The sequence below is a fragment of the Streptomyces coeruleofuscus genome (genome assembly GCF_039532725.1).
Lineage (GTDB): Bacteria > Actinomycetota > Actinomycetes > Streptomycetales > Streptomycetaceae > Streptomyces > Streptomyces coeruleofuscus.
In genome coordinates this window covers 204,825-227,759 of the sequence record NZ_BAAASE010000008.1, presented here as the reverse complement: position 1 = coordinate 227,759, position 22,935 = coordinate 204,825, and the positions used below count along the sequence as shown (strand labels likewise).

At 71.5% G+C, this 22,935-nt stretch carries 21 protein-coding genes; 7 read left to right on the top strand and 14 right to left on the bottom strand.

Annotated features, from left to right (window positions below; all coding sequences use genetic code 11):
- Positions 1–31: 31 nt before the first annotated feature.
- The 3 genes from ABFX81_RS29565 to ABFX81_RS29555 are packed head-to-tail and all read right to left on the bottom strand — an operon-like array spanning position 32 to position 3,560.
- Entirely contained in the window at positions 32–817 is a 786-nt protein-coding gene (locus ABFX81_RS29565; RefSeq protein ID WP_086852094.1) for a 3-oxoacyl-ACP reductase, read from the bottom strand.
- Positions 814–2,187 carry an aldehyde dehydrogenase family protein gene (locus ABFX81_RS29560; protein ID WP_086852096.1) on the bottom strand — a complete coding sequence of 458 codons (1,374 nt, stop codon included), beginning with the start codon at positions 2,185–2,187 and terminating at the stop codon, positions 814–816. The genes ABFX81_RS29565 and ABFX81_RS29560 overlap by 4 nt, the downstream gene beginning before the upstream one ends.
- 8 nt (positions 2,188–2,195) lie before the next feature.
- On the bottom strand, positions 2,196–3,560 hold the full coding sequence (locus tag ABFX81_RS29555) for a type I glutamate--ammonia ligase (RefSeq protein WP_086852098.1): 1,365 nt from the start codon (positions 3,558–3,560) through the stop codon (positions 2,196–2,198).
- Positions 3,561–3,642: 82 nt separating this feature from the next.
- On the opposite strand from ABFX81_RS29555, the gene ABFX81_RS29550 reads away from it, so the two are divergent.
- From ABFX81_RS29550 to ABFX81_RS29540, 3 genes are all read left to right on the top strand, one after another.
- Positions 3,643–4,377 carry an FCD domain-containing protein gene (locus tag ABFX81_RS29550; protein WP_086852100.1) on the top strand — a complete coding sequence of 245 codons (735 nt, stop codon included), beginning with the start codon at positions 3,643–3,645 and terminating at the stop codon, positions 4,375–4,377.
- A gap of 168 nt (positions 4,378–4,545) precedes the next feature.
- On the top strand, positions 4,546–5,991 hold the full coding sequence (eat, locus tag ABFX81_RS29545) for an ethanolamine permease (RefSeq protein WP_086852103.1): 1,446 nt from the start codon (positions 4,546–4,548) through the stop codon (positions 5,989–5,991).
- A 21-nt stretch (positions 5,992–6,012) separates the two neighbouring features.
- Positions 6,013–6,705, top strand: coding sequence for a gamma-glutamyl-gamma-aminobutyrate hydrolase family protein (locus ABFX81_RS29540; protein ID WP_086852105.1), 693 nt, complete (start codon positions 6,013–6,015; stop codon positions 6,703–6,705).
- 180 nt (positions 6,706–6,885) lie between these two features.
- Here ABFX81_RS29540 and ABFX81_RS29535 read toward each other — a convergent pair whose 3' ends face one another.
- Positions 6,886–7,815, bottom strand: coding sequence for a LysR family transcriptional regulator (locus tag ABFX81_RS29535; protein WP_346138908.1), 930 nt, complete (start codon positions 7,813–7,815; stop codon positions 6,886–6,888).
- Between the two features lie 71 nt (positions 7,816–7,886).
- Between ABFX81_RS29535 and ABFX81_RS29530 the strand changes: the two genes are divergently transcribed.
- On the top strand, positions 7,887–9,047 hold the full coding sequence (locus ABFX81_RS29530; protein ID WP_086841775.1) for an SLAC1 family transporter: 1,161 nt from the start codon (positions 7,887–7,889) through the stop codon (positions 9,045–9,047).
- Here ABFX81_RS29530 and ABFX81_RS29525 read toward each other — a convergent pair.
- From ABFX81_RS29525 to ABFX81_RS29510, 4 genes are all read right to left on the bottom strand, one after another.
- Positions 8,959–9,678 (bottom strand): helical backbone metal receptor, encoded by a 720-nt coding sequence (locus tag ABFX81_RS29525; RefSeq protein WP_086841773.1) that lies wholly within the window; start codon positions 9,676–9,678, stop codon positions 8,959–8,961. The two genes, ABFX81_RS29530 and ABFX81_RS29525, sit on opposite strands and share 89 nt — an antisense overlap.
- The gene (locus tag ABFX81_RS29520) at positions 9,675–10,244 is read right to left on the bottom strand and encodes a helix-turn-helix domain-containing protein (protein WP_086841771.1); all 570 of its coding nucleotides are present in this window, start codon (positions 10,242–10,244) and stop codon (positions 9,675–9,677) included. Before ABFX81_RS29520 ends, ABFX81_RS29525 begins: the two co-directional genes overlap by 4 nt.
- 370 nt (positions 10,245–10,614) lie before the next feature.
- On the bottom strand, positions 10,615–13,230 hold the full coding sequence (locus tag ABFX81_RS29515; RefSeq protein ID WP_346138907.1) for an ABC transporter permease/substrate binding protein: 2,616 nt from the start codon (positions 13,228–13,230) through the stop codon (positions 10,615–10,617).
- On the bottom strand, positions 13,223–14,314 hold the full coding sequence (locus tag ABFX81_RS29510; RefSeq protein WP_086849673.1) for a betaine/proline/choline family ABC transporter ATP-binding protein: 1,092 nt from the start codon (positions 14,312–14,314) through the stop codon (positions 13,223–13,225). The genes ABFX81_RS29515 and ABFX81_RS29510 overlap by 8 nt, the downstream gene beginning before the upstream one ends.
- A gap of 169 nt (positions 14,315–14,483) precedes the next feature.
- On the opposite strand from ABFX81_RS29510, the gene ABFX81_RS29505 reads away from it, so the two are divergent.
- Together ABFX81_RS29505 and ABFX81_RS29500 are read left to right on the top strand one after the other, a co-directional pair.
- Positions 14,484–15,413 (top strand): 5'-3' exonuclease, encoded by a 930-nt coding sequence (locus ABFX81_RS29505; protein WP_346138954.1) that lies wholly within the window; start codon positions 14,484–14,486, stop codon positions 15,411–15,413.
- 125 nt (positions 15,414–15,538) lie between these two features.
- On the top strand, positions 15,539–16,381 hold the full coding sequence (locus tag ABFX81_RS29500) for a siderophore-interacting protein (protein WP_086849674.1): 843 nt from the start codon (positions 15,539–15,541) through the stop codon (positions 16,379–16,381).
- A gap of 41 nt (positions 16,382–16,422) precedes the next feature.
- Here the strand turns inward: ABFX81_RS29500 and ABFX81_RS29495 are convergent, their stop codons facing one another.
- Positions 16,423–17,004 carry a GNAT family N-acetyltransferase gene (locus tag ABFX81_RS29495; protein ID WP_086849676.1) on the bottom strand — a complete coding sequence of 194 codons (582 nt, stop codon included), beginning with the start codon at positions 17,002–17,004 and terminating at the stop codon, positions 16,423–16,425.
- 79 nt (positions 17,005–17,083) lie between these two features.
- Between ABFX81_RS29495 and ABFX81_RS29490 the strand changes: the two genes are divergently transcribed.
- Complete coding sequence (locus tag ABFX81_RS29490; protein WP_086849682.1) at positions 17,084–18,070, top strand: pseudouridine synthase; 987 nt, start codon at positions 17,084–17,086, stop codon at positions 18,068–18,070.
- Here ABFX81_RS29490 and ABFX81_RS29485 read toward each other — a convergent pair.
- From ABFX81_RS29485 to ABFX81_RS29465, 5 genes are all read right to left on the bottom strand, one after another.
- Positions 18,064–19,569 carry a cytochrome P450 gene (locus ABFX81_RS29485; RefSeq protein ID WP_346138906.1) on the bottom strand — a complete coding sequence of 502 codons (1,506 nt, stop codon included), beginning with the start codon at positions 19,567–19,569 and terminating at the stop codon, positions 18,064–18,066. The genes ABFX81_RS29490 and ABFX81_RS29485 overlap by 7 nt on opposite strands.
- A gap of 69 nt (positions 19,570–19,638) precedes the next feature.
- Positions 19,639–20,259: a GTP-binding protein gene (locus ABFX81_RS29480; protein WP_346138905.1), complete on the bottom strand. Its 621-nt coding sequence runs from the start codon at positions 20,257–20,259 to the stop codon at positions 19,639–19,641.
- Positions 20,240–20,641 carry a DUF742 domain-containing protein gene (locus tag ABFX81_RS29475; protein WP_086850460.1) on the bottom strand — a complete coding sequence of 134 codons (402 nt, stop codon included), beginning with the start codon at positions 20,639–20,641 and terminating at the stop codon, positions 20,240–20,242. The genes ABFX81_RS29480 and ABFX81_RS29475 overlap by 20 nt, the downstream gene beginning before the upstream one ends.
- Positions 20,638–21,045: a roadblock/LC7 domain-containing protein gene (locus ABFX81_RS29470; protein WP_059419444.1), complete on the bottom strand. Its 408-nt coding sequence runs from the start codon at positions 21,043–21,045 to the stop codon at positions 20,638–20,640. The genes ABFX81_RS29475 and ABFX81_RS29470 overlap by 4 nt, the downstream gene beginning before the upstream one ends.
- Positions 21,042–22,682: an ATP-binding protein gene (locus ABFX81_RS29465; protein WP_086850461.1), complete on the bottom strand. Its 1,641-nt coding sequence runs from the start codon at positions 22,680–22,682 to the stop codon at positions 21,042–21,044. Before ABFX81_RS29465 ends, ABFX81_RS29470 begins: the two co-directional genes overlap by 4 nt.
- Between the last annotated feature and the right edge of the window lie 253 nt (positions 22,683–22,935).

The window sequence follows — 22,935 nt, the reverse complement described above, 5'->3', positions numbered from 1 at the left end:
AGGGCGCGACTCGGGCCCGCCGGGCACGGGCTTACAGGGGTGTGACGTACGCCCCCGCGATCCCGCCGTCGACCAGGAAGTCGGTGGCGTTCACGAAGGAGGAGTCGTCGCTGGCGAGGAAGGCCACGGCGGCGGCGATCTCCTCGGCCTCGGCGAACCGGCCCAGCGGGATGTGCACCAGGCGGCGCGCGGCGCGCTCCGGGTCCTTGGCGAACAGCTCCTGGAGGAGCGGGGTGTTGACCGGGCCGGGGCACAGGGCGTTGACCCGGATGCCCTCCCGGGCGAACTGCACGCCCAGCTCACGGGACATGGCGAGGACGCCGCCCTTGGAGGCCGTGTACGAGATCTGGCTGGTGGCCGCGCCCATCCTGGCCACGAAGGAGGCCGTGTTGATGACGGAGCCCTTGCCCTGGCGCCGCATGTACGGGATGGCGGCCTTGCAGCAGAGGTAGACGGAGGTGAGGTTGACCTCCTGGACGCGCTTCCAGGCCTCCAGGCCGGTGTCCAGGATGGAGTCGTCGTCGGGCGGGGAGATGCCGGCGTTGTTGAAGGCGATGTCGACGCTGCCGTACGTGTCGTAGGCGGTCTTGAACAGGGCCTCCACCTGCTCGGGGTCGGTGACGTCCACCTTCGCGAAGGTGCCGCCGGTCTCCTCGGCGGCCGCCTTGCCGCGGACCTCGTCGACGTCGCCGCAGACGACGTGCGCGCCCTCGGAGGCGAGGCGGCGGGCGGCGGCGAGACCGATGCCGCTGCCGGCGCCGGTGACGACGGCGGTACGGCCGACCAGCCGGCGGCAGATGCTTTCCTGAGCGGTCACTGTGCGGGGCCCTCCGTACTGATGAAGACGTTCTTGGTTTCGGTGAAGGCGGCCAGGGCCTCGGGGCCGAGCTCGCGGCCGACGCCCGACTGCTTGTAGCCGCCGAACGGGGTCCAGTAGCGGACACTGGCGTGGGAGTTGACGGACAGGTTGCCGGCGCGGACGGCCTGGGAGACGCGCAGGGCACGGCCGACGTCCCGGGTCCAGATGGAGCCGGAGAGGCCGTACGGGGTGTCGTTGGCGAGCCGGATCGCGTCGGCCTCGTCGGAGAAGGGCAGCAGGACGGCGACCGGGCCGAAGATCTCCTCGCAGGCCGCCGCCGAGTCGGGCCGCTCCCCGGTGAGCACGGTCGGCGGGAACCAGAAGCCGGGGCCCTCGGGTGCGCTGCCGCGCAGGGCCGGGGCGTCGTCGGGCACGAAGCCCCGGACGCGGTCGAGCTGCTGCCGGGAGATGAGCGGGCCCATCTGGGTCTTCTCGTCGGCCGGGTCGCCCACCACCACGGCGGCCAGCGTCTCGGCGAGCAGCTCGCGGACCTCGTCGTACACGGTCTCCTGGACCAGGATGCGGGTGCGGGCACAGCAGTCCTGGCCGGAGTTGTCCAGGAAGGAGAAGGGGTCGACGGCGGCCTTCAGGTCGGAGTCGGCGAAGACGATGTTCGGGCTCTTGCCGCCGAGTTCGAGGGTGACCGGCTTGATCTGCTCCGCGCCGAGGGCCATGACGCGCTTCCCGGTCCGCGTGGAGCCGGTGAAGACGATCTTGGCGACCCCGGGGTGGCGTACGAGCGCGTCGCCGGTGATGTCGCCGTGTCCGGGCAGGACCTGGAAGAGGTGCTCCGGGAGCCCGGCCTCCAGGGCGAGTTCGGCGAGGCGCAGCGCGGTGAGCGGAGTGGTCTCGGCGGGCTTGAGGAGGACCGCGTTGCCGGCCGCGAGGGCGGGGGCGGTGCCCCAGGCGGCGATCGGCATCGGGAAGTTCCAGGGCGCGATCACGCCGACGACGCCGAGCGGTTCGAGGATCGTGACGTCGAGGCCGCCGGGCACCGGGATCTGCCGGCCGGTGAGCCGTTCCACTCCCCCGGCCGCGTAGTCCAGCAGGTCCCGGACGTTGCCCGCTTCCCAGCGGGCGTTGCCGATGGTGTGTCCGGCCTCGCGGACCTCCAGGCGGGCCAGTTCCTCCAGGTGCTCGTCGACGGTGGCCGCGAAGCGGCGCAGCAGCCGGGCGCGGTCGCCCGGGGCGAGGGCGGCCCAGGCGGTCTGCGCCCGGGATGCGCGGGCGACGGCCGCGTCGACGTCGGCGGGGGTGGCGGCCGGGACGGTGGCGACGACCTCCTCGGTCGCCGGATTCAGTACGTCCAGTACGTGCTCGGAAGACAAGAAGGGCCTCACATGCGTTCGAAGGAGCGGCGCAGCTCCCAGTCGGTCACCGCGGCGTCGAAGGCGTCCAGTTCGACGCGCGCCATGTTGCGGTAGTGCGCGACGACCTCGTCCCCGAAGGCTGCCTTGGCGATCGGGCTGTTCTCCCAGAGCTCAGCTGCCTCGCGCAGAGTCGTGGGGACGTGGGCGAAGTCGCCGGAGTACGCGTTGCCGGGGCAGGGCTCCGGCAGCTCCAGCTTCTGCTCGACGCCGTACAGCCCGGCCGCGACCAGCCCGGCCACGGCGAGGTAGGGGTTGACGTCGCCGCCGGGCAGCCGGTTCTCGAAGCGCATCGAGCGGCCGTGGCCGACCACGCGCAGCGCGCAGGTGCGGTTGTCATGGCCCCAGGCGACGGCCGTCGGGGCGAAGGAGCCGGGCTGGAACCGCTTGTAGGAGTTGATGTTGGGGGCGTAGAGGAGGGAGAAGTCGCGCAGCGCGGCGAGCTGGCCGGCGAGGAAGTGGCGCATGACGTCCGACATGCCGTCTTCGCCGTCCCCTGCCATGGCGTTGTTGCCGTCCGCGTCGGCGAGCGAGAGGTGGATGTGGCAGGAGTTGCCCTCGCGCTCGTTGTACTTGGCCATGAAGGTGATCGAGACGCCCTCCTGGGAGGCGATCTCCTTGGCGCCGGTCTTGTACACGGCGTGCTGGTCGCAGGTGACCAGGGCCTCGTCGTAGCGGAAGGCGATCTCGTGCTGGCCGGGGTTGCACTCGCCCTTGGCGGATTCGACGGTGAGGCCGGCGGTCGCCATCTCGTTGCGGATGCGGCGCAGCAGGGGTTCGATGCGGCCGGTGCCGAGGACCGAGTAGTCGATGTTGTACTGGTTGGCCGGGGTCAGGTCTCTGTAGCCCGCGTCCCAGGCCTGTTCGTAGGTGTCCTTGAAGACGATGAACTCCAGCTCGGTGCCGACCTGGGCGGTGTAGCCGAGTTCGGCGAGGCGATCCAGCTGGCGGCGCAGGATCTGGCGGGGGGCGGCGACCACGGGCGAGCCGTCGTTCCAGGCGAGGTCGGCGTGGAGCATGGCCGTGCCCTCGTTCCAGGGGACGCGGCGCAGGGTGGCCAGGTCCGGGTGCATGGCGAAGTCGCCGTAGCCGCGGTCCCAGGAGGACATCGCGTAGCCGTCGACGGTGTTCATCTCGGTGTCGACGGCGAGCAGGTAGTTGCAGCCCTCGGTGCCGTGCTTGAGGACCTCGTCGAGGAAGAAGCGCGCGGCGAACCGCTTGCCCTGGAGCCGCCCTTGCATGTCGGGGAAGGCCAGGACGACAGTGTCGATCTCACCGCCCGCGACGAGGGCATGCAGCTCCTCGACGCTCAGCGGGGGTGTGCGGTCTGCCACGGGAGGGCCTCCTTGGCTCTGGTTCCGCCGGAAGCCATAAGGTATTCCTGAGAACCATTGCTTGGGAAGGGGGTACGGCCACATGCCGGAGGAAGCTGGCGGCGGGACGCGGGACGGGCTGACGCCGGTGCTGCGGCCGGTGCGCGCGGGCAACGGTTTCGAGGAGGCACTGGAGCAGATCCTCCAGGTCGTACGGCTGGGTCTGGTGCCGGGGGGCGAGCGGCTGCCCGCCGAGCGGGAGCTGGCGGAGCGGCTGGGGATCAGCCGGGTGACGCTGCGCGAGGTGCTGAAGGTGCTCCAGGACCAGGGGCTGGTGGAGTCGCGGCGGGGCCGGTACGGCGGCACGTTCGTGCTGCCGCGCAACGACGCCGGCGGCGAGGACGAGCTGCGGCGCCGGATCGCCGAGGTCGACATAGAGGACATGCTGCGGTTCCGGGAGGTGCTGGAGGTGGGCGCGGCGGGGCTGTGCGCCACGCACGGCCTGTCGGACGAGCAGGAGGCGCGGCTGCGGGAGGCGCTGTCCCGCACGCACGACGCGCCGCTGGGCGACTACCGGCGGCAGGACACCCTGCTCCACCTCACGCTGGCCGAGCTGTGCGGCTCGCCGACGCTGACCGCGCAGTACGCGGCGGTGCGGGCCACGGTGAACGACCTGCTCGACTGCATCCCGCTGCTCGTGCGCAACCTGGAGCACTCGCAGCGGCAGCACACCGCCCTGGTGGAGGCGGTGCTGGACCGGGACGCGGACGGGGCGCGGGAGATGATGCGGGAGCACTGCGCGGGGACGGCGGCGCTGCTGCGCGGCTTCCTGGGCTGAGCCCCGCACGCCGGCGATGTGGTGAGGATTTACGGGCGATTAACGCACGGGTATTGCCATTCCCGGTCGGCACCGAAAAGGTATGGATCCATTCCATTGAGCCGGAGCTCGGTCGACCCCACCGGGCCCGGAACAGCCCCGTGTCCGCCGCCTCGTGGGGAGTCCGCGATGTCCCAGGAATCCACCCGCACACCCGCCGCCGCGCCGGCGGACGACTATCTCGAACGCAGAGCGCTCCGCCGCGGCAGCGCCGGCTGGGTGCTGCTGACCGGCCTCGGCGTCGCCTACGTCGTCTCCGGCGACTACTCGGGCTGGAACTTCGGCCTGGCCGAGGGCGGCTTCGGCGGCCTCGCCATCGCCATGGTGCTCATGGGCGCGATGTACGCGTGCATGGTCTTCGCCCTCGCCGAGCTGTCCTCGATCCTGCCGACGGCGGGCGGCGGCTACGGCTTCGCCCGGCGGGCGCTCGGCCCATGGGGCGGCTTCCTGACCGGTACGGCGATCCTCATCGAGTACGTCCTCGCGCCCGCCGCCATCGTCATCTTCATCGGCGACTACGTCGAGTCGCTGGGCCTGTTCGGCCTGGAGTCCGGCTGGCCGATGTACCTGGTCTGCTTCGCGATCTTCCTCGGCATCCACCTCTGGGGCGTGGGCGAGGCGCTGCGCTTCAGCTTCGTCGTCACGGGCATCGCGGTGGTCGCGCTGATCGTCTTCGCGCTGGCGGCCCTGCCCGACTTCTCGGTCGCCGCGCTGGACGACATCCCGGTCGACTCCTCCGCCGCGGGGTCGAACTCCTGGCTCCCGTTCGGCCTGCTCGGCATCTGGGCGGCGTTCCCGTTCGGCATGTGGTTCTTCCTGGGCGTCGAGGGCGTACCGCTGGCCGCCGAGGAGACGAGGGAACCGGCCCGTACCCTGCCGAAGGCGATCCGCTGGTCGATGGGCATCCTGATCGTGCTGGCGGTGGTGACCTTCGTCGCGGCGGCGGGAGCACGCGGCTCCGCGGCGATCCAGGAGGCGGGCAACCCGCTCGTCGAGGCGCTCCAGCCGGACGGCGAGGCGACGACGCTGAGCCGGATCGTGAACTACGCCGGTCTGGCCGGCCTCGTGGCGTCGTTCTTCTCCCTGATCTACGCGGGCTCACGCCAGCTGTTCGCCCTGTCCCGCGCGGGCTACCTGCCCCGCTTCCTGTCCCTCACCAGCCGCCGCAAGGCGCCCTACCTGGGCCTGCTGGTGCCCGGCACGATCGGCTTCCTGCTGGCGGCGGTGTCCGGGAACGGCGCCCGGATGCTGAACATCGCGGTCTTCGGCGCGACCATCTCCTACGCGCTGATGGCCCTGTCGCACATCGTGCTGCGCCGCCGCGAGCCGGAGCTGCCGCGGCCGTACCGGACGCCCGGCGGGGTGCTGACCTCCTCCGTCGCCCTGGTGCTGGCCTGTGCGGCGCTGGTGGCGACGTTCCTGGTGGATGTGACGGCGGCGTTCATCGCGCTCGCGGTGTACGTCGTGGCCGTCGCGTACTTCGGTCTGTACAGCCGTAAGCGGCTGGTCGCGCAGGCGCCGGAGGAGGAGTTCGCGGCGCTGGCCGCGGCCGAGGCAGAGTTGACACGGGACTGAGCGTCGACTGTTGAGGGAGTTCTGGTGACCAGGCCGTTGATCGGTGTCAGCACCTATCTGGAGTCCGGTGCGCGCTGGGGAGTGTGGGAACTGGAGGCCGCGCTGCTGCCGGTCGGCTACCCCCGGCTCGTGCAGCGAGCGGGCGGCCTGGCCGCGATGCTCCCGCCGGACGACCCCGCGCACGCGGCCGCGGCCGTGGCCCGGCTGGACGGGCTGGTCATCGCGGGCGGGCCGGATGTGGAGCCCGTACGGTACGGCGCCGAACCGCATCCCCGCACCGGGCCGCCGGCGCGGGAGCGGGACGCCTGGGAGCTGGCCCTGATCGACGCGGCACTGACGGCGGGTGTGCCGCTGCTGGGTATCTGCCGGGGTATGCAACTGCTGAACGTCGCGCTCGGGGGGACGCTGGTCCAGCACCTCGACGGGCACGCGGAGGTCGTGGGCGTCTTCGGCAACCATGCCGTCAAGCCGGTGCCGGGGAGTCTGTACGCCGGTGTCGTGCCGGAGGAGACGTCGGTGCCGTCGTATCACCACCAGGCCGTGGACCGCCTGGGCACCGGCCTGGTCCCGTCGGCCTACGCGGACGACGGCACGGTGGAGGCCCTGGAACTGCCGTCCGGTGAGGGGTGGGTGCTGGGGGTGCAGTGGCATCCGGAGATGGGGGAGGACGTGCGGGTGATGCGGGCGCTGGTGGAGGCGGCAACGGGGTCCTGAGCCCGTGCGCGCACGCTCCCAGGCTCGAAATGCCGGGCTGAGTCCCGTCCGGCCCGTCCGGCGTTTGAGGACGAGGCCCTTCAGGCCGATGGGAGTCCAGGGGGCACAGCCCCCTGGCGGGGTCGAAGGGGCGGAGCCCCTGGGGAGGGGACGGGTAGGGGGCCGGCGGGGGCGAGGAAACTACCCCCGCGTCAGCGACAGCAGATCCCTGGCCGGCCCGGTAGGGCGATGCCCCGTCGGCCACACCGCCCGGAGGTCCCGCGCCAGGGCGATCCCCTCCACCGGCACCCGCACCAGCCGCCGCATCGCCAGCTCCTCCCCCACCGCCAGTTCACTCAGCACCGCCGGCCCCGCCCCGCTCACCGCCGCCGCCTTGACCGCCGTCGTGGACGACAACTCGATCAGCGGCCGCGCCAGCCCGCCCAGCGCCGCGTCCAGGACCTGCCGCGTACCGGAGCCCTTCTCCCGCAGGATCAGCGGCGTCGACGCCAGTTCCTCCGCGGCCAGCGAACGCCGCCGCCGGGCCCACGGATGGGCAGGAGCCGTGACCACTATCAGCCGGTCATGGGCGATGACCACCGAGTCCAGCCCCGTCGGCACCGTCAGCCCCTCGACGAACCCCAGGTCCGCCTCGTCCGCCAGCAGCCGCTCCGCGACCACCGTCGAGTTCCCGGCATGCAGGGACACCGCCGTGTCGGGCCGCTGGGCGCGCAGCGCGAGCAGCCAGCCGGGCAGCAGATACTCGGCGATCGTCATGCTCGCCGCCACCCGCAACCGCGAGTCGCGCCGGTCGCGCAGCGCCTGCGCCCCCACGTCGAACGCCTCCGCCGCCTCGACGATCCGCCGCGCCCAGTCCGTCACCAGCGCACCGGCGTCCGTGAGCCGGGACCCGCGCGGTGAGCGGTCGACCAGCGCCACGCCGAGCTGCCGCTCCATCGACCGGATCCGGCTGCTGGCCGCGGGCTGGGTGATGCCCAGTTCCCGCGCCGCCCCGCCGAGACTGCCGAGCCGCGCCACCGCCAGCAGCAGTTCCAGGCCGCCCAGATCCGGCACCCGGTGCGCGAGAGACCCTCCGGCCTGGACCTCACCCTGCTCTTCGCTCCTGCTCATAAACCCAGCTTATGTCGCCATAGAGCCATGCTCCCTGGCGGCGGGGTGCCCACGGCCCGACCGTGGGAGTCATGGTCACCGCAGTCCAGCCGGCCCGGCCCCTCACGGGCGCAGTCTCCGTCCGTCACCTCGGACCCAACTGGTACGCCACCGTCATGGGCACCGCCGTCGTCGCCACCGCCGGGGCCGCCCTGTCACCGCACGTCCCCGAGCTGCGCGGCATGCTGACCGGTGTCTGGGCCCTCTCCCTGGTCTTGCTCGTGACCCTGCTCGGCGCCCGGGCCGTGCACTGGGCCCACCACCGGGAGCAGGCCCGCGCCCACCTCCTCGATCCGGCGACGGCCCCGTTCTACGGCTGCCTCGCCATGGCCCTGCTGGCCGTCGGCGGCGGTGCCCTCACCGTCGGCCGGGACTGGATCGGTCTGCGGGCGGCCGTCGTGCTCGACGCCGTGCTGTTCACCGCCGGTACGGTCCTCGGGCTGGCCGCTGCGGTCGCGGTGCCGTTTCTGATGGCCGTACGGCACCGCGCCGAGCCGGGACAGGCCACGCCCGTCTGGCTGCTGCCGCTGGTCGCGCCCATGGTGTCCGCCGCCGTCGGGCCGTCGCTGGTGCCGCATCTGCCGCCCGGTCAGGCCCGCGAGACGCTGCTCCTTTTCTGCGTCGCGCTGTTCGGGCTCAGCCTGCTCGCGACCCTGCTCATGCTGCCGCTGGTCTTCGGACGGCTGGTCACCGGCGGGCCGCTGCCGCTCGCCCTGACACCGACGCTGTTCCTGGTGCTCGGGCCGCTCGGGCAGTCCACGACCGCCGCCGGCGCTTTCGCGGACGTCGCCCCCGGTGTCGTACCGGCGCCGTACAGCCAGGGCTTCGGTGTGCTCGCCGTGCTCTACGGCGTGCCCGTGATGGGGTTCGCGCTGCTGTGGTTCTGCCTCGCCACCGCCCTGGTGCTGCGCGCCCGGCGGCACGGGATGCGGTTCTCGATGACCTGGTGGTCGTTCACCTTCCCGGTCGGCACCTGTGTCACGGGCGCCGAGGCGCTGGGCCGGCACACCGGGCTCGTGGCCTACGCGGGGCCGGCGGTCGTGCTGTACGCGGTGCTGGTCGCCGCGTGGGGCACCGCCGCCGTGGGCACCGTGCGCGGGCTGCTCAGGGGCGAGCTGCTCGCAGGGCCCGGCCCAGTGCCCGCGGCGCCTCGGCCAGCGACGGCCCGTACCACGTCAGGTGCCGTCCGCTGACGAGCGCGCAGGGCAGGCCGGGGAAGGCCTCGGGACCGTCGTCGGCCGTGAAGCGGTACGGCTCGTCCGGGAGGATCACCACGTCCGGTGCGCAGGCGCGGAGTTCCGCGAGCGGGATGCGGGGGTAGCGGTCGGGGTGCCCCGCGTGAAGGTGGTCTACGCCGAGGCGGGCGAGGACGTCGCCCGCGAAGGTGTCGCGGCCCAGGACCATCCAGGGGCGGCGCCAGATCGGTACGACCGCCCTCAGACGGGCCGGGGGCGGTGGCAGGGACGACCAGGTCTCCTCGGCCTCGTCCAGCCAGCGCGGGCGGGCCGTCACCCCGCAGGCGTCCAGGACGCGGGCCAGTTCCCGAAAGGCCTGCGGCACGTCGCGGATCTCCGTCACCAGGACCTCGACGCCCGCCGCGCGCAGGGCCGCGAGGTCGGGTGCGCGGTTCTCCTCCTCGTTGGCGATCACCAGGTCGGGAGCGAGGGAGACGATCCGGTCGGTCTTGGGGTTCTTCGTGCCGCCGACGCGTACGACGTCGAGGCCGGACGGATGTGTGCACCAGTCGGTGGCGCCGACCAGGGCGCCGGGCGCGGACCGGGCCACGGCCTCGGTCAGCGACGGGACCAGCGAGACGACCCTCACCGGCGCGGCCGGTCCCGGACCGCCTCGATGTGCTCCGCCACGGCGACGACGATCACCCGGGTGTCGGACTCCGCCGCCCGCCAGCGGTGCCGCACACCGCCGGTGAGGTACAGCGTGTCACCGCGGCCGAGCCGGTAGGCGCGGCCCTCCGCCTCGATCTCCACCGCGCCGTCGGCGACGTACATCAACTGGTCGTTGCGGTACTGGAACTCACGGCCGGCGTCGTGGTCGCCGGTGAACTCGGAGGCGTGCATCTGATGGTGACCGCGCACCAGGGACCGGGTCCGGGGCTGGGGCAGCGGTTCGGTGCCGTCGGCGCGGACGACGTCCACGCTGCACGCCGGGTCGGCCGCGGCGAGGAGCTCGACCGCGGTGGTGCGCAGGGCGTCGGCGACCTTCTCCAGGGAGCTCGTGCTGGGCCGTGCCCGGTCGTTCTCGACCTGGCTGAGGAACGGGACCGACAGGCCGCTGCGCTCGGCCACGACGGCGAGGGTGAGCTCCAGCGCGCGGCGCCGCCGGCGCACGGCCGCGCCCACCCGAAGGGGCTGTTCTTTGTGGTCGCCCATCGCTCCGGCTCCCTCCTTCGCCCGTCGATCCGGTCCCTGTGCGCCGGTGTCCCGGCGCAGAGCTTCTGTTGAGTTGTCTGCACCCTACGCATGTTCGGCAAACCGCTGCATGCGCCCGTCACATCGATGTCATACAAGGCGGTGCGCGACCTCACAGTTCGCGCCAGGGGATCCTCCGTCCCCGGGAGCGGCGCGCGGATTCCTCCCACGGGAACAGCAGGGAGGGAGAAGAGGTTCGGGGGGTGGCGTAGCGCTCTGTGGTTGTCCGGATCCTGCTCGTGGGTTCGGGCCCCTGGCGGGGTCCGGATACGGGTGAGGGTACGCGTACGGGGCGGGACGCGGCGTGTCGCGTCCCGCCCCGCTACGGGCCTCACTGCGGCGTCATGCGCTCCACCATGTCGGGGTGCTGCTTCAGCCACGCGGCGACGGCCTCTTCCTCATGGCCCTGGCCGCGGTTCTTGATCTCGCTCTCCAGGCTGCCGAGCTCGTCCTCGCTCATCTTGAAGTTCTTGATCCACTTCGTGAGCTGCGGGTACTGCTCGGGGAACTTCTCGTTGGAGATGGTGCGGATCGTGTTGCCCTCGCCGAAGGCCTTCTTGGGGTCCTTCAGCTTGGTCAGCTCGTAGTCGCTGTACGCCCAGTGCGGCGACCAGAGGGTGACGGCGATCGGCTCCTTCTTGGCGTAGGCGCGCTTCAGCTCGGCCAGCATGGCCGGGGTGGAGCCGTCGACGGCCTCGTACTCCTTGTCCAGGCCGTAGCCGGGCAGGACCTTGTTCTTCAGCAGGTCCATCTCGCCGGTGCCGGGCTCGATGCCGATGATCTTCCCGTCGAAGGTGCCGGCCTTGCCCTTGAGGTCCTCCAGGGAGTCGACGCCCTTGACGTAGGACGGCACGGCGATCTCCAGGGAGGTCGGTTCGTACCAGGTGCCGAGGTCCCTGAGCCGGTCCTTGTTCTTGTCCCAGTAGTTCTTCTGGGCGTAGGGCAGCCAGGCGTCGAAGTTGAGGTCGAGATCGCCCGAGGCCAGACCGGTGTAGACGGGGCCGACGTCCATCTGCTTCAGGTTCATCGTGTAGCCGCGCCGTTCGAGGACGTTCTTCCACAGGTACGTGACGGCGATGTCCTCGTCCCAGGGGAACCACGCCACGTCCAGCGGTCGCTTCGCCTCGGCGGGCGTGCCGCCGCCGGTGCCCTTGACCGGGGCGAGCTTGTCGGCGTAGCCGGGGTGCTGCTTCAGCCAGGCGCGGACGGCCTCCTGCTGGTTGCCCTTGCCGGCCTTGTTGATCTCGGCTTCGAGGCTGGTGAGCTCCTTCTCGCTCATCTTGAACTTCTTCAGCCAGCCGGCGACCGTCGGGTCGTCGTCCGCGAAGCCCTTGCGGGCCAGGGTGTGCACGCCGTCGCCCGCGCCCCAGGCGCCCTTGGGGTCCTTGAGCTTCGTCAGCTTGTAGTCGTTGTACGCCCAGTGCGGCGACCAGAGCGTGACGACGATGGGTTCCTTCTTGGCGTAGGCACGCTTCAGCTCGGCCAGCATCGCGGGCGTGGAGCTGTCGACGACCTTGTACTCCTTGTCCAGGCCGTACTCCTTGAGGACCTTGCTCTTGAGCAGGGCCATCTCGCCGGCGCTGGACTCGATGCCGGTGATCTTGCCGCCGAACTCGGACGCCTTGCCCTTGAGGTCCGCCAGGGAGTCGATGCCCTTCATGTAGGAGGGCACGGAGAGCTCCAGGGACGTCTTGTCGTACCAGGCGCCCAGGTCGTCGAGCTGCTTGCCGTACTTCTTCCAGTACTGGGCGTGGGTCGTGGGCAGCCAGGCGTCGGTCTGGAAGTCGATGTCGCCCTGGGCGAGGGAGGTGTAGAGCGGCCCGGCGTCGAGCTGCTTGGCCTCGACCTGGTAGCCGCGCTGCTCCAGGACCTCCTTCCAGAGGAAGGTGGAGGCGACGCCCTCGTCCCAGGGGATGTAGCCGATGCTGATCTTCTTGCCCTGGCCGACGTCCTTGCTGCCGGCCGCGGCGGTCGAGCCGGTGCTGCCGCCGAAGACCCCCATGCCGCCTGAGATGAGGGCGAGCACGACGACGCCGATCACGGCGACGGCCGGGCGGGGCCGGTACGACCAGATCTTCAGCCCCTGGGCGGCGCGCAGCCTGGCGGCGGCGCGGCGGCCGAGCGGGGAGACCTGGGTGCCCAGCGCGCTGGTCATGCGGTCGAGGTAGATCGCGAGGATCACGATGCCGACCCCGGCCTCGGCGCCGAGGCCGACGTTGAGCTGTCCGATGGCCTGGTTGACGTCGCCGCCGAGACCGCCGGTGCCGACCATGCCCGCGATGGCGGCCATGGACAGTCCGAGCATGATGACCTGGTTGACACCGGCCATGACCGTGGGCAGGGCGAGGGGGAGCTGGACGCGCAGCAGGGTGTTGCGGGGTGTGGTGCCGAACGCGTCGGCGGCCTCGACCAGGTCCTTGTCGACCTGGCGGATGCCGAGTTCGGTCATGCGCACACCCGGGGCGAGCGCGAAGATCAGGGTGGCGACGATGCCCGCGGAGGCGCCGGTGCCGAAGAAGAGGATCGCCGGGATGAGGTAGACCATCGCGGGCAGCGTCTGCATGAAGTCCAGGACGGGCCGGACCAGACCGCTGACGCGGTCGGAGCGGGCCGCCCAGATGCCCACCGGTATGGAGATCACCAGCGCGATGACGGTCGCCACGAGGACGAGCGCCAGGGTGATCATCGCGTTCTCCCACAGGTCGAGGGAGTCGATGAACGCGAATCCCACGAAGGCGAGGACACCGGCGAGGGTGCCGCGCAGCCAGAAGGCGATCACGGCGAAGATGCCCGCGAGGAGCAGCGGCTGCGGGGCCTGGAGGACGGCGTTGATGCCGTCGTAGAGCCCGAGGAAGACGGTCTTGCAGAAGTCGAACAGCCACCCCATGTGGGTGGTGAGCCAGTCGACGGCGTCGTTCACCCAGGTGCCGAGCTGAATCCTAGGCACGGGCGGTCACCTTCTCTCCGCCCATGTCCCGCGGGGAGTCGCAGGGCTCCGGGGTGGTGTCCCGCTCGTCGCCGAGGAAGCCGACCAGGCGCTGCCGGGGGACGACGCCGATCAGCTTGTTGTCCTCGTCCACGACCGAGACGGGGTGGGAGAGCCGGGCGCTGATCGCGCAGAGCTCCGTGAACGGGGTGCCGGTCGTGGCGGTCGCGCAGTGGCAGCCGGGGTCGTCACCGGTGACCGAGGTGTCCATGAGCTCGCCCGCGGTGAGCACGCGGGAGCGGTCGACGTCCTGGGTGAAGGAGGCGACGTAGTCGTTGGCCGGGCGCAGCAGGATGTCCTGCGCGGTGCCGTTCTGCACGATCTCGCCGTCGCGCATGACGGCGATGCGGTCGCCGAGGCGCATGGCCTCGTTCAGGTCGTGGGTGATGAAGACGATCGTCTTCCTCAGCTTCTGCTGGAGCTCCAGCAGCTGGTCCTGCATGTCGCGGCGGATCAGCGGGTCCAGGGCGCTGAAGGACTCGTCCATCAGCAGCAGGTCGGCGTCGGTGGCGAGCGCTCGGGCCAGACCGACGCGCTGCTGCATGCCGCCGGAGAGCTCGTCGGGCCAGGACTTCTCCCAGCCGGCCAGGCCGCACAGGGCGAGCGCCTCGTCGGCGCGGCGTACGCGCTCGGCGCGGGGCACGCCCTGCACTTCCAGGCCGTAGGCGGCGTTCTCGCGCACGCTGCGGTGCGGGAAGAGCGCGAAGTGCTGGAACACCATGCTGATCTTCTTGGAGCGGACCTCGCGCAGCTCGCGGTCGCCGAGCGTGGTCAGGTCCTGGCCGTCGAAGCGCACGTGTCCGGCGGTCGGTTCGAGCAGGCCGTTCAGCATGCGCAGCAGGGTGGACTTGCCGGAGCCGGACAGGCCCATGACGACGAAGATCTCGCCGGGCTCCACGGTGAAGGACGCGTCGATCACGGCGGCCGTCACGCCCTCGGCGCGCAGCTCGTCCCGGTCGGCCCCGTCACGGAGCCGTTGCACCGCCTGGTCCGGTCTCCTGCCGAACACCTTGTACAGGCTCTCCGCCTGCAGCCTTGCTGACACGTGCACCTCAATTTTCACGGCGACAGAACAGCGCGACGGCAGGGCGCAAACAGTTGAAATGTGCAACGAGCCTCGCGCGGGGCGGCGCCTCCCCCCGATCCCGAATCCCAAACGCACAAGTGGGGCGCGTCACATATGAGGCGAGTCGCTGTCGGTGGCGTACGGCATGATGCGTGACGTGACCGGACGACTGATGCTCCTCGACACCGCCTCCCTGTACTTCCGCGCCTACTTCGGCGTCCCGGACTCGGTGAAGGCACCGGACGGCACGCCGGTGAACGCCGTGCGCGGACTGCTCGACTTCATCGACCGTCTGGTCCGGGACCACCGGCCCGACCACCTCGTGGCCTGCATGGACGCCGACTGGCGGCCGCACTGGCGGGTGGACCTGATCCCCTCCTACAAGGCGCACCGCGTCGCCGAGGAGCACGCGACCGGCCCGGACGAGGAGGAGGTGCCCGACACGCTGTCGCCGCAGGTGCCGGTCATCGAGGCGGTGCTGGACGCGGTGGGCATCGCGCGCGTGGGCGTCCCGGGATACGAGGCCGACGACGTGATCGGCACGTTCACCGCGGGGGCGAAGGGCCCGGTCGACATCGTCACGGGCGACCGCGACCTGTACCAGCTCGTGGACGACGCGCGCGGGGTGCGCGTGCTGTACCCGCTGAAGGGCGTGGGCACGCTGCAGCTCACCGATGAGACATGGCTCCGTGGGAAGTATGGGGTCGACGGCAGCGGGTACGCGGATCTGGCCCTGCTGCGCGGCGACCCCAGCGACGGCCTGCCGGGCGTGCCGGGCATCGGCGAGAAGACGGCCGCCAAGCTGCTGGCCGAGTTCGGGGACCTGGCCGGGATCATGGCGGCGGTCGAGGACCGGGGGTCCAAGCTGACGCCGACGCAGCGCAGGCGGCTGGACGAGGCGCGCCCGTATCTGGCGGTCGCGCCGAAGGTGGTCCGGGTCGCGCAGGACGTACCGCTGCCGGACGTCACGACGGCGGTGCCGCGGACGCCGCGCGACCCGGCGGAGCTGGAGGCACTGGCGGCGCGCTGGGGACTGGGCGGGTCACTGGAGCGCCTGCTGACGACGCTCGCGGCGTGACCTGTGCGGGGGCCGAGGACTCTCCTGAGGCCGGTGGCCCTCATCAACTTCTCATCCGAGAGGTGTTAAGTGGGGGCGAGGTGCTAACTTAGGTAAGCCTAACTATGCGAATCAGGGAGGTCCTCATGGCAGAGCGACCGGGACGCCAGCCGCGCAAGCCGCACTCCGCTCAGGTCGTCCGCACCGAGCGGCTGACCCCGCACATGCAGCGCGTGGTGCTCGGTGGCGAGGGCCTCGCCGACTTCGCGACGGGCACGTGCACCGACCACTATGTGAAGCTGCTGTTCCCGCCGGAGGGCGTGACCTATCCGGAGCCCTTCGACATGCAGCGCATCCGCGACGAGCTGCCGCGCGACCAGTGGCCGGTCACCCGGACGTACACGGTGCGCCACTGGGACGCCGAACACCGCGAACTGACCCTGGACTTCGTCATCCACGGCGACGAGGGCCTGGCCGGCCCGTGGGCGGCGCGCGTCCAGCCGGGCGAGACCGTGCGGTTCATGGGCCCCGGTGGGGCCTACGCGCCCGACCCGGACGCCGACTGGCATCTGCTCGTCGGCGACGAGAGCGCGCTGCCGGCGATCGCCCGCTCCCTGGAGGCACTGCCGCGCGGGGCCAGGGCGTACGCCTTCGTGGAGGTCTCCGGCCCCGAGGAGGAGCAGAAGATCGACTCGGAGGTCGAGGTCGTCTGGCTGCACCGCGGTGACCGGCCGCTCGGCGAGGCGCTCGTCGAGGCCGTGCGGGGCCTCGCCTTCCCCGAGGGCCGGGTGCACGCCTTCGTCCACGGCGAGGCGCACTTCGTCAAGGAGCTGCGGAAGCTGCTCCGCGTCGAGCGGAGCGTCCCGCGCGAGGACCTGTCGATCTCCGGCTACTGGCGCCGCGGCCACAACGAGGACGGCTGGCAGGCCTCAAAGCGGGAGTGGAACGCCCGCGTGGAGGCGGAGCAGGAGCCCTCCCCCGCCGCCTGAGCGACGCGCAAGCCCGTCACTCCGCCCCGGGCCTGCCGCGGTCAGTCTCCCCGCACGCGCGCGTGCAGATGCATGTCGTGCCAGCCGTCCGGATGCAGGATGGCGCTGCGCTTGGTGCCTTCGAGGGCGAAACCGGTCCGCGAGGCGACACGGCACGAGGCCTCGTTGCGTACGGCGTGCAGCAGTTCGAGACGGTGGAAACCGATCTCGTCGAGCGCCCAGCGGGCGAGCGCGGTCGTGGCCCGGGCGGCGACGCCCCGGCCGCGTGCCGCCGGGACGGTCCAGTAGGCCACTTCCGCCACGCCGTCGTCGAGCCGTATCTCGCGGAGCGCCACCCGCCCCAGCAGCCGGTCGGAGTCCGCGTCGACGACGGCCCACTGCGCCTCCCGCCCCTCCTCCCACGCCCGGTGCCAGTCGCGGATCCAGCCAGCGACCTCCTGCTCGGAGTCGGCGGACCGGGCGTGCCACTGGTGCATCACCGGGTCCTGGAAGACCTCGTACACCGCAGGGGCGTCCCCGGCCCGCCAGGGGCGCAGAAGGAGTCCGTCGCCGGTGGCCAGGGTGGGCTGCGGGCGGCCGGTGAGGACCCCGGGCGTCAGGACCGCGCTGATGAGGAAGGGCATGCCCTCATCCTGGCAAGGGGCATTGTTCGGCCCCAGGGATTTTCCGCCGGTGCCCGCCCGCCTCGTACGCTGGGCCGCGATGAGACGCCGGACCCGCATTCCGCCCGCTCCCCTGCCGCAGCGCCAGGGCGTGGACCCCGTGCGTGTGCGACTGCCCGCCGCGGGGGCCTGGGCCACGGTGCGTGAGCACTTGGTGGAGCGGCTCTCGGGTGCCGGTGACGGGGTCGTCGACGAGATGTTCGACGCGGGGCGGATCGTCGGGGCGGACGGGCGGGCCGTGCCGGCGGACGCGCCGTACGTGCCCGGGATGTTCGTGTGGTTCCACCGGGAGCTGCCCGACGAGGTGCCCGTGCCGTTCCCGCTGGAGGTCGTGTACCGGGACGAGCACATCGTCGTCGTCGACAAGCCCCACTTCCTCGCCACCACCCCGCGCGGCAGCCACGTCGCGGAGACCGCGCTGGCCCGGCTGCGCCGCGAGCTGGACCTCCCGACGCTCGGCGCCGCGCACCGCCTGGACCGGCTCACCGCCGGACTCGTGCTGTTCACCGTGCGCCCCGAGGAACGCGGTGCCTACCAGACGCTGTTCCGCGACCGGCAGGTGCACAAGGAGTACGAGGCCGTCGCCCCGTACGATCCCGGCCTCGCCCTGCCCCGGACCGTGCGCAGCCGGATCGTGAAGGAACGCGGCGAGCTCACCGCCCGGGAGGTGGCGGGCGAGCCCAACGCCGTCAGCCGCGTCGAACGCGTCGAGCACCGCCCGGACGGGGCCGGCGGACTCGCCCGGTACCGGCTCGTGCCCGGCACCGGGCAGACCCATCAGCTGCGCGTGCACATGAGCGCGCTGGGCGTGCCGATCCTCGGCGACCCGCTCTACCCCGAGGTCACCGCTCCCGGGCCGGCCGGTGACTTCCGGCGCCCGCTCCAACTGCTGGCCCGGGCCCTGGAGTTCACCGACCCGGTCACGGGTGTGGAGCACCGGTTCCGCAGCGGCCGGGTGCTCGCGGCCTGGTCGTCGTACGACCGGTGGGCCGCCGGGACGTACGACGGCCCGGCGGACGGTCAGTAACCCCGCCACCAGCTCAGGAAGCGCTGCCAGACGCCCTTGCGGCGGGCCGGTTCCTCCGCCGTCGGCTGTGGGGCCGGAGGAACCGGCTGGGGTTGTACCGGAGCCGGCTGGGGCTGCGGCTGTGCGGCGACCGGTGCCGGCTGGGGCTGCGGCTGCGTGGTGCCGATCTGCCAGTCCGCGCGCTGTGCGGGGACCGCCTTGTGGCTCGGCGTCTGCGTCACGTCCTGCGGCGGCTTGGGCGCGAACTGCACCGGCAGCGACACGAGGTGCCGGGAGGCGATGGACGCCGTCCAGCGCAGCTCGTCCTCGTCGCAGTCGAGTTCGACGTCCGGCAGCCGCAGCAGCAGCGCGTCGACGCCGACGTCGGCGATGGAGCGGCCGATGTCCTGACCCGGGCACTCGTGCGGGCCGCCGCCGAAGGCGAGGTGGGACCGGTTGCCCTGCATGCTGGCCTTCAGGTCCGGCCGCACCCGCGGGTCGACGTTGGCCGGAAGCGGGGCGAAGAGCAGTCCGTCACCCCGGCGGATGCGCTGCCCGCCCAGCTCCGTCTCCTGCTTGGCGAAGTAGGCGAAGACCGTGCTGAACGGCGGCTCGTTCCACAGCGACTGCTCCACCGCCTCCGGCACCGTCATCTGGCCGCCGTTGAGCTGGGCCCGGAAGCGCGGGTCGATCAGCACCGTGAGCAGCACGTTGGACAGCAGGTTGGTGGTGGCCTCGTAGGCGGCGAAGAGGACCAGGCGCAGGTGCTCCCTGACCTCGTCGTCGGTCAGCCGGGCCGGGTGGGTGATCAGGTAGCTGGCCAGGTCCTCCTCCGGCTGGGCGCGGCGCCGGGTGGTGAGCCGGCTCAGGGCGTCCATGACGTAGGAGTGGCTGGCGATCGCCGTCTCGGTGCCCTTGAGGGCGTCGCGGGCGGCCTCCACGAGACGGTCGTTGTACTCCTCGGGCATGCCGAGGATCTCGCACATCACCGCCATCGGCAGGTGCTCGGCGAACTGGCCGACGAGGTCGGCCTCGCCGTGCTCGCAGAACCGGTTGACGATGGCCTGCGTGCTGCGGTTGATGTAGCGGCGCAGGCTGCGGAAGTCGATGGTCGAGATGGCGCCCTGAACCGCGCCGCGCAGCCGCTTGTGCTCGTCACCCTCGGCGTGCGAGGCGATGGGCTGCCAGGCGATGTGCGGCATCAGCGGGTGATCGGGCTTGACCAGGCCGTCCCTGAGCGGGGTCCAGATACGGCTGTCCCGGCAGAACTGCGTGGGCGAGCGCACCATGTGCAGGTTCTCGGCATGGCCGAGCACGATCCACATCGGTACGTCGTCGTGGAGCAGCACCGGCGCCACGGGGCCGTGCTCCTGCCGCAGCTGCTCGTACAGCGCTGCCAGGTCCTCCGACTCGTGCAGCCGGTGCAGTCCTCCGGGCCCGAGGCCGTGTGCGGGGCAGCCGGGGGGCGGGCCGGTCCGGGGGGCGTCCGTACCGGTCGGGGCGTGGGATTCAGGCGTCACAGTGGTCGCTCCGAAACTGAGATGAATCCAGGTGTATGGGGGGAAGGTGGGGCGTGCGCGGACACGGGCTCAGGTGAGCGAGCCCGTCATGGCGAGCGAGTGCAGGAAGCGCATGAGGGTCATCAGGACGTCACGGCTGGAGGCCCGCCGCCGCGCGTCGCACTCCATGATCGGGATGTCCGGGGAGAGGTCGAGCGCCGTACGGAGCTCGTCGACGGGGTAACGGGGCGCGTCCGGGAAGGAGTTGATGGCGACCACGAACGGCACGCCGCGTTCCTCCAGGCGCCCCATGACGTCGAAGCTGACCTCCAGCCGGCGGGTGTCGACCAGCACCACCGCGCCGAGGGCACCCTCGAACAGGCCGTTCCACAAGAACCAGAAGCGCTGCTGTCCGGGTGTGCCGAAGAGGTACAGCACCAGCTCGTCGGTGATGCTGATCCGCCCGAAGTCCATCGCCACGGTGGTGGCCGTCTTGGACGCGGAACCGAAGTTGTCGTCGACACCGATGCCGGCCTGCGTCATGGTCTCCTCGGTGGTCAGCGGTGTGATCTCGCTGACCGAGCCGACCATGGTCGTCTTGCCGACGCCGAAGCCACCCACGATCACGATCTTGGCCGCGGCCTGTGCCGTGTGGGGCAACTGGTCCTCGGCCCGGGGGCCCGGGATGGTGTCAGAGCCTTTGAAGTCCATTCATCACCGCTTCGAGGAGGGAACGGTCGGTGCGCGCCTGACGGACGATCGGGGCGCGCGCCTTCACCAGTTCCGCCGTCAGCAGCTCGGTGAGCAGCACGCCCATCGCGCTGTACGGCAGGTGGAGGTAGGCCGACAGCTCGGCCACGGACAGGGGGGCGGCGCAGAGCCGGAGCACCGCCGCCTGCTCGGGAGAGGCGGAGGGCGGCGGGTCCGTGGCACGCGCCACGATTAACGTCACCAGGTCGAGCTCGGCCCGTTCACCGTCCGGGCCGGCCACCACGTACATCCGCTCCGGGTTCTTGACCTTGCCCTCGCCCTCCTGGGGCGTGGCCGGTTCAGGGACGGCGGGGTCGCGCCTCTGGCGTTGCGGAGGCGTCATACGATCTGCCCGTTCCGCCGGGGCGGACTGGTGAGATGCCCGCCGATCCGGACGACCAGATCGCGCATCATCGCGCTCATCCGGCCGGGTTCGCACCGCACGTCGGAGAGCACCGCGAGGAAGGCGTTGGCTCCGGCGTTCATCAGGTAGAAGTAGCCGCGGTCGATCTCGATCATGACGAGCTTCATCTCGCCGTCGCCGACGCTGAGTTCCTGGCAGATGCTGCCCGCGAGCGACTGGAGTCCGGCGCAGGCCGCGGCGACGCGGTCGGCCGCGTCGGGCTCGCCGCCGTAGCGGGCGATGCGCAGACCGTCGGCCGACAGCACCACGATCATCTCGATGCCCGGCACGCCGTCGGCGAGCTGCTTGAGCATCCAGTCGAAGTTGCCTCGCTGCTGGATCACTTGAGGTCCCCCTCGTCGTCGGCCTCGGTGGGGGCCGGGTCGTTGATCAGGTGCAGGTACTTGGTCGGGTTCCGCAGGAAGTCGGTCGGGTGGGTGCCGGGTTCGATGCCCTGCTTGAGTCCCTCCCAGAAGGCCTCCAGGCCCTTGCCGGGGGCGTCGGGGGCGTTCATGTCGAGCAGGGGCTTGGGCTCGGGCTCCGCTGCCGCCCAGGGGTTCGCCTCGCCCCGTGCGGCGGCCTCCCGGTCTTCCCGCTCATACGCTGCCTGCTGGGCGATCCGCTCGGTGAGGGACGTCTTCACCCGGCTGCGGCGCTGCGGCAGGCCGTTCGGCGTCCACTCGGTGACCTCGGGGACGTCGTCGTCATCCAGGGAGACCGTCGTGGGGATGCGCGGGCTGGTGGGGCGGCGCTTCTTCGGCGTGCGCTTCGGTCCCTCGGGGATGCCGACGGTCATGGGGATGCCGGTGGCGCCGATGCCGTGGGCGAGTCCGACACCGGGCTCGTGGGTGATCATCTCGCTCGGCACGATGAGGATGGCGCGGACGCCGCCGTACGCGGAGGCGCGCAGCGAGACCTGCATGTTGTACGCCGTGCACAGGCGGCCGACGACGGCGAGGCCGAGGCGCGGGTGCTCGCCGATGTCCTGGAGGTCGACGCCCGCCTTGGCGGCCTCCAGCATGCCCTCGATCCGGGCGCGTGCCTCCTCGTTGAGGTTGACACCGCCGTCCTCGATCTCGATGCACACGCCGGTCTGCACCTCGGTGGCGGTGACGTGCACCTTCGTCTGCGGCGGCGAGTAGCGCGTGGCGTTGTCGAGGAGCTCGGCGGCGGCGTGGATGACCGGCTCGACGTAGATGCCCTTGACGCTGACCTTGGCGATGGAGGACAGCTGGATGCGCCGGTACTCCAGGATGCGGGACATGGCGCCGCGCAGCGTGCTGTACAGGGACACGGGCTCGGGCCACTGCCGTCCGGGGCGGCCGCCGCCGAGGACGGAGACGGAGTCGGCGAGGCGGCCGATCAGGGCGTTGCCGTGGTCGATGCGCAGCAGGTCGTCGAAGACCTCGGGGTTGCGGCCGTGGTCCTCCTCCATCTCCCGGAGTTCCTCGGCCTGCTGGTGGATGATCGCCTGGACGCGGCGGGCGACACTGACGAAGGAGCGCGCGGCGGCGTCGCGCATGGTCACTTCGCGGTCGACGATCTTGAGCACCGTCAGCAGCGTCTCGGTCTGCGGGGCGGGGAGGTCGCGGTACTCGGGGTTGGCCAGGCCGAGCTTGCGAATCACCTCCCTGGGGGATTCTCCCGTGCTCAGCAGTTGGAGCGCCGCGGGGAAGATCTCCCTCGAGAAGTGGACCAACTCGTGCTCGTGCGCGGCGATCCGCTGTTCCAGATGCGCGCTGTACCGGGCGTGCTCGGCCCGCTGCTTGCGCAGGGCACGGCCGCGGCGTACCGCCTCGGCCGCCGTCGCGATCAGCAGCACGGTGGCGATGCCACCGCACCAGCCGACGGCGAGCCGGGCCGGCGCCGTCACCAGGGCGACGGCGGCTCCGGTCGCCGCGGCCATCGCTATGGCCGGCAGCAGCAGCACGCGCGCGTAAGGAAGTTCAGCGCGACCGGGAGGGGATTGAACACTCACCATGTGGGCCTTCTGAAAGGAGTCGGCTGGGGTTCGGAAGGACTTGCCGGGGGGTATGTCATGAAGCTGTAGGACTCTTCCGCACATTGGGGAACAAGCGCCCGAATTCATCTCAAGCCGGTGCGCTGCGGGCGAGCTTAGTCCGACCGGATCATCGCCGTGTCATATTCAGCAACTGCCGGAAACCGGTCGCGAAGGGATAGTACGCTCAGTCTTTTACACGCTGCGACATCGTTCGAATACGTGGCGTAGCGAC

Coding starts and splice junctions, on each gene's coding strand:
- ABFX81_RS29490 (WP_086849682.1), top strand. CDS start 17,084: ATGAGACGCCGGACCCGCATTCCGCCCGCTCCCCTGCCGCAGCGCCAG.
- ABFX81_RS29520 (WP_086841771.1), bottom strand. CDS start 10,244: ATGGGCGACCACAAAGAACAGCCCCTTCGGGTGGGCGCGGCCGTGCGC.
- ABFX81_RS29505 (WP_346138954.1), top strand. CDS start 14,484: ATGCGTGACGTGACCGGACGACTGATGCTCCTCGACACCGCCTCCCTG.
- ABFX81_RS29495 (WP_086849676.1), bottom strand. CDS start 17,004: ATGCCCTTCCTCATCAGCGCGGTCCTGACGCCCGGGGTCCTCACCGGC.
- ABFX81_RS29530 (WP_086841775.1), top strand. CDS start 7,887: ATGGTCACCGCAGTCCAGCCGGCCCGGCCCCTCACGGGCGCAGTCTCC.
- ABFX81_RS29535 (WP_346138908.1), bottom strand. CDS start 7,815: ATGAGCAGGAGCGAAGAGCAGGGTGAGGTCCAGGCCGGAGGGTCTCTC.
- ABFX81_RS29550 (WP_086852100.1), top strand. CDS start 3,643: ATGCCGGAGGAAGCTGGCGGCGGGACGCGGGACGGGCTGACGCCGGTG.
- eat (WP_086852103.1), top strand. CDS start 4,546: ATGTCCCAGGAATCCACCCGCACACCCGCCGCCGCGCCGGCGGACGAC.
- ABFX81_RS29500 (WP_086849674.1), top strand. CDS start 15,539: ATGGCAGAGCGACCGGGACGCCAGCCGCGCAAGCCGCACTCCGCTCAG.
- ABFX81_RS29465 (WP_086850461.1), bottom strand. CDS start 22,682: ATGGTGAGTGTTCAATCCCCTCCCGGTCGCGCTGAACTTCCTTACGCG.
- ABFX81_RS29475 (WP_086850460.1), bottom strand. CDS start 20,641: ATGACGCCTCCGCAACGCCAGAGGCGCGACCCCGCCGTCCCTGAACCG.
- ABFX81_RS29480 (WP_346138905.1), bottom strand. CDS start 20,259: ATGGACTTCAAAGGCTCTGACACCATCCCGGGCCCCCGGGCCGAGGAC.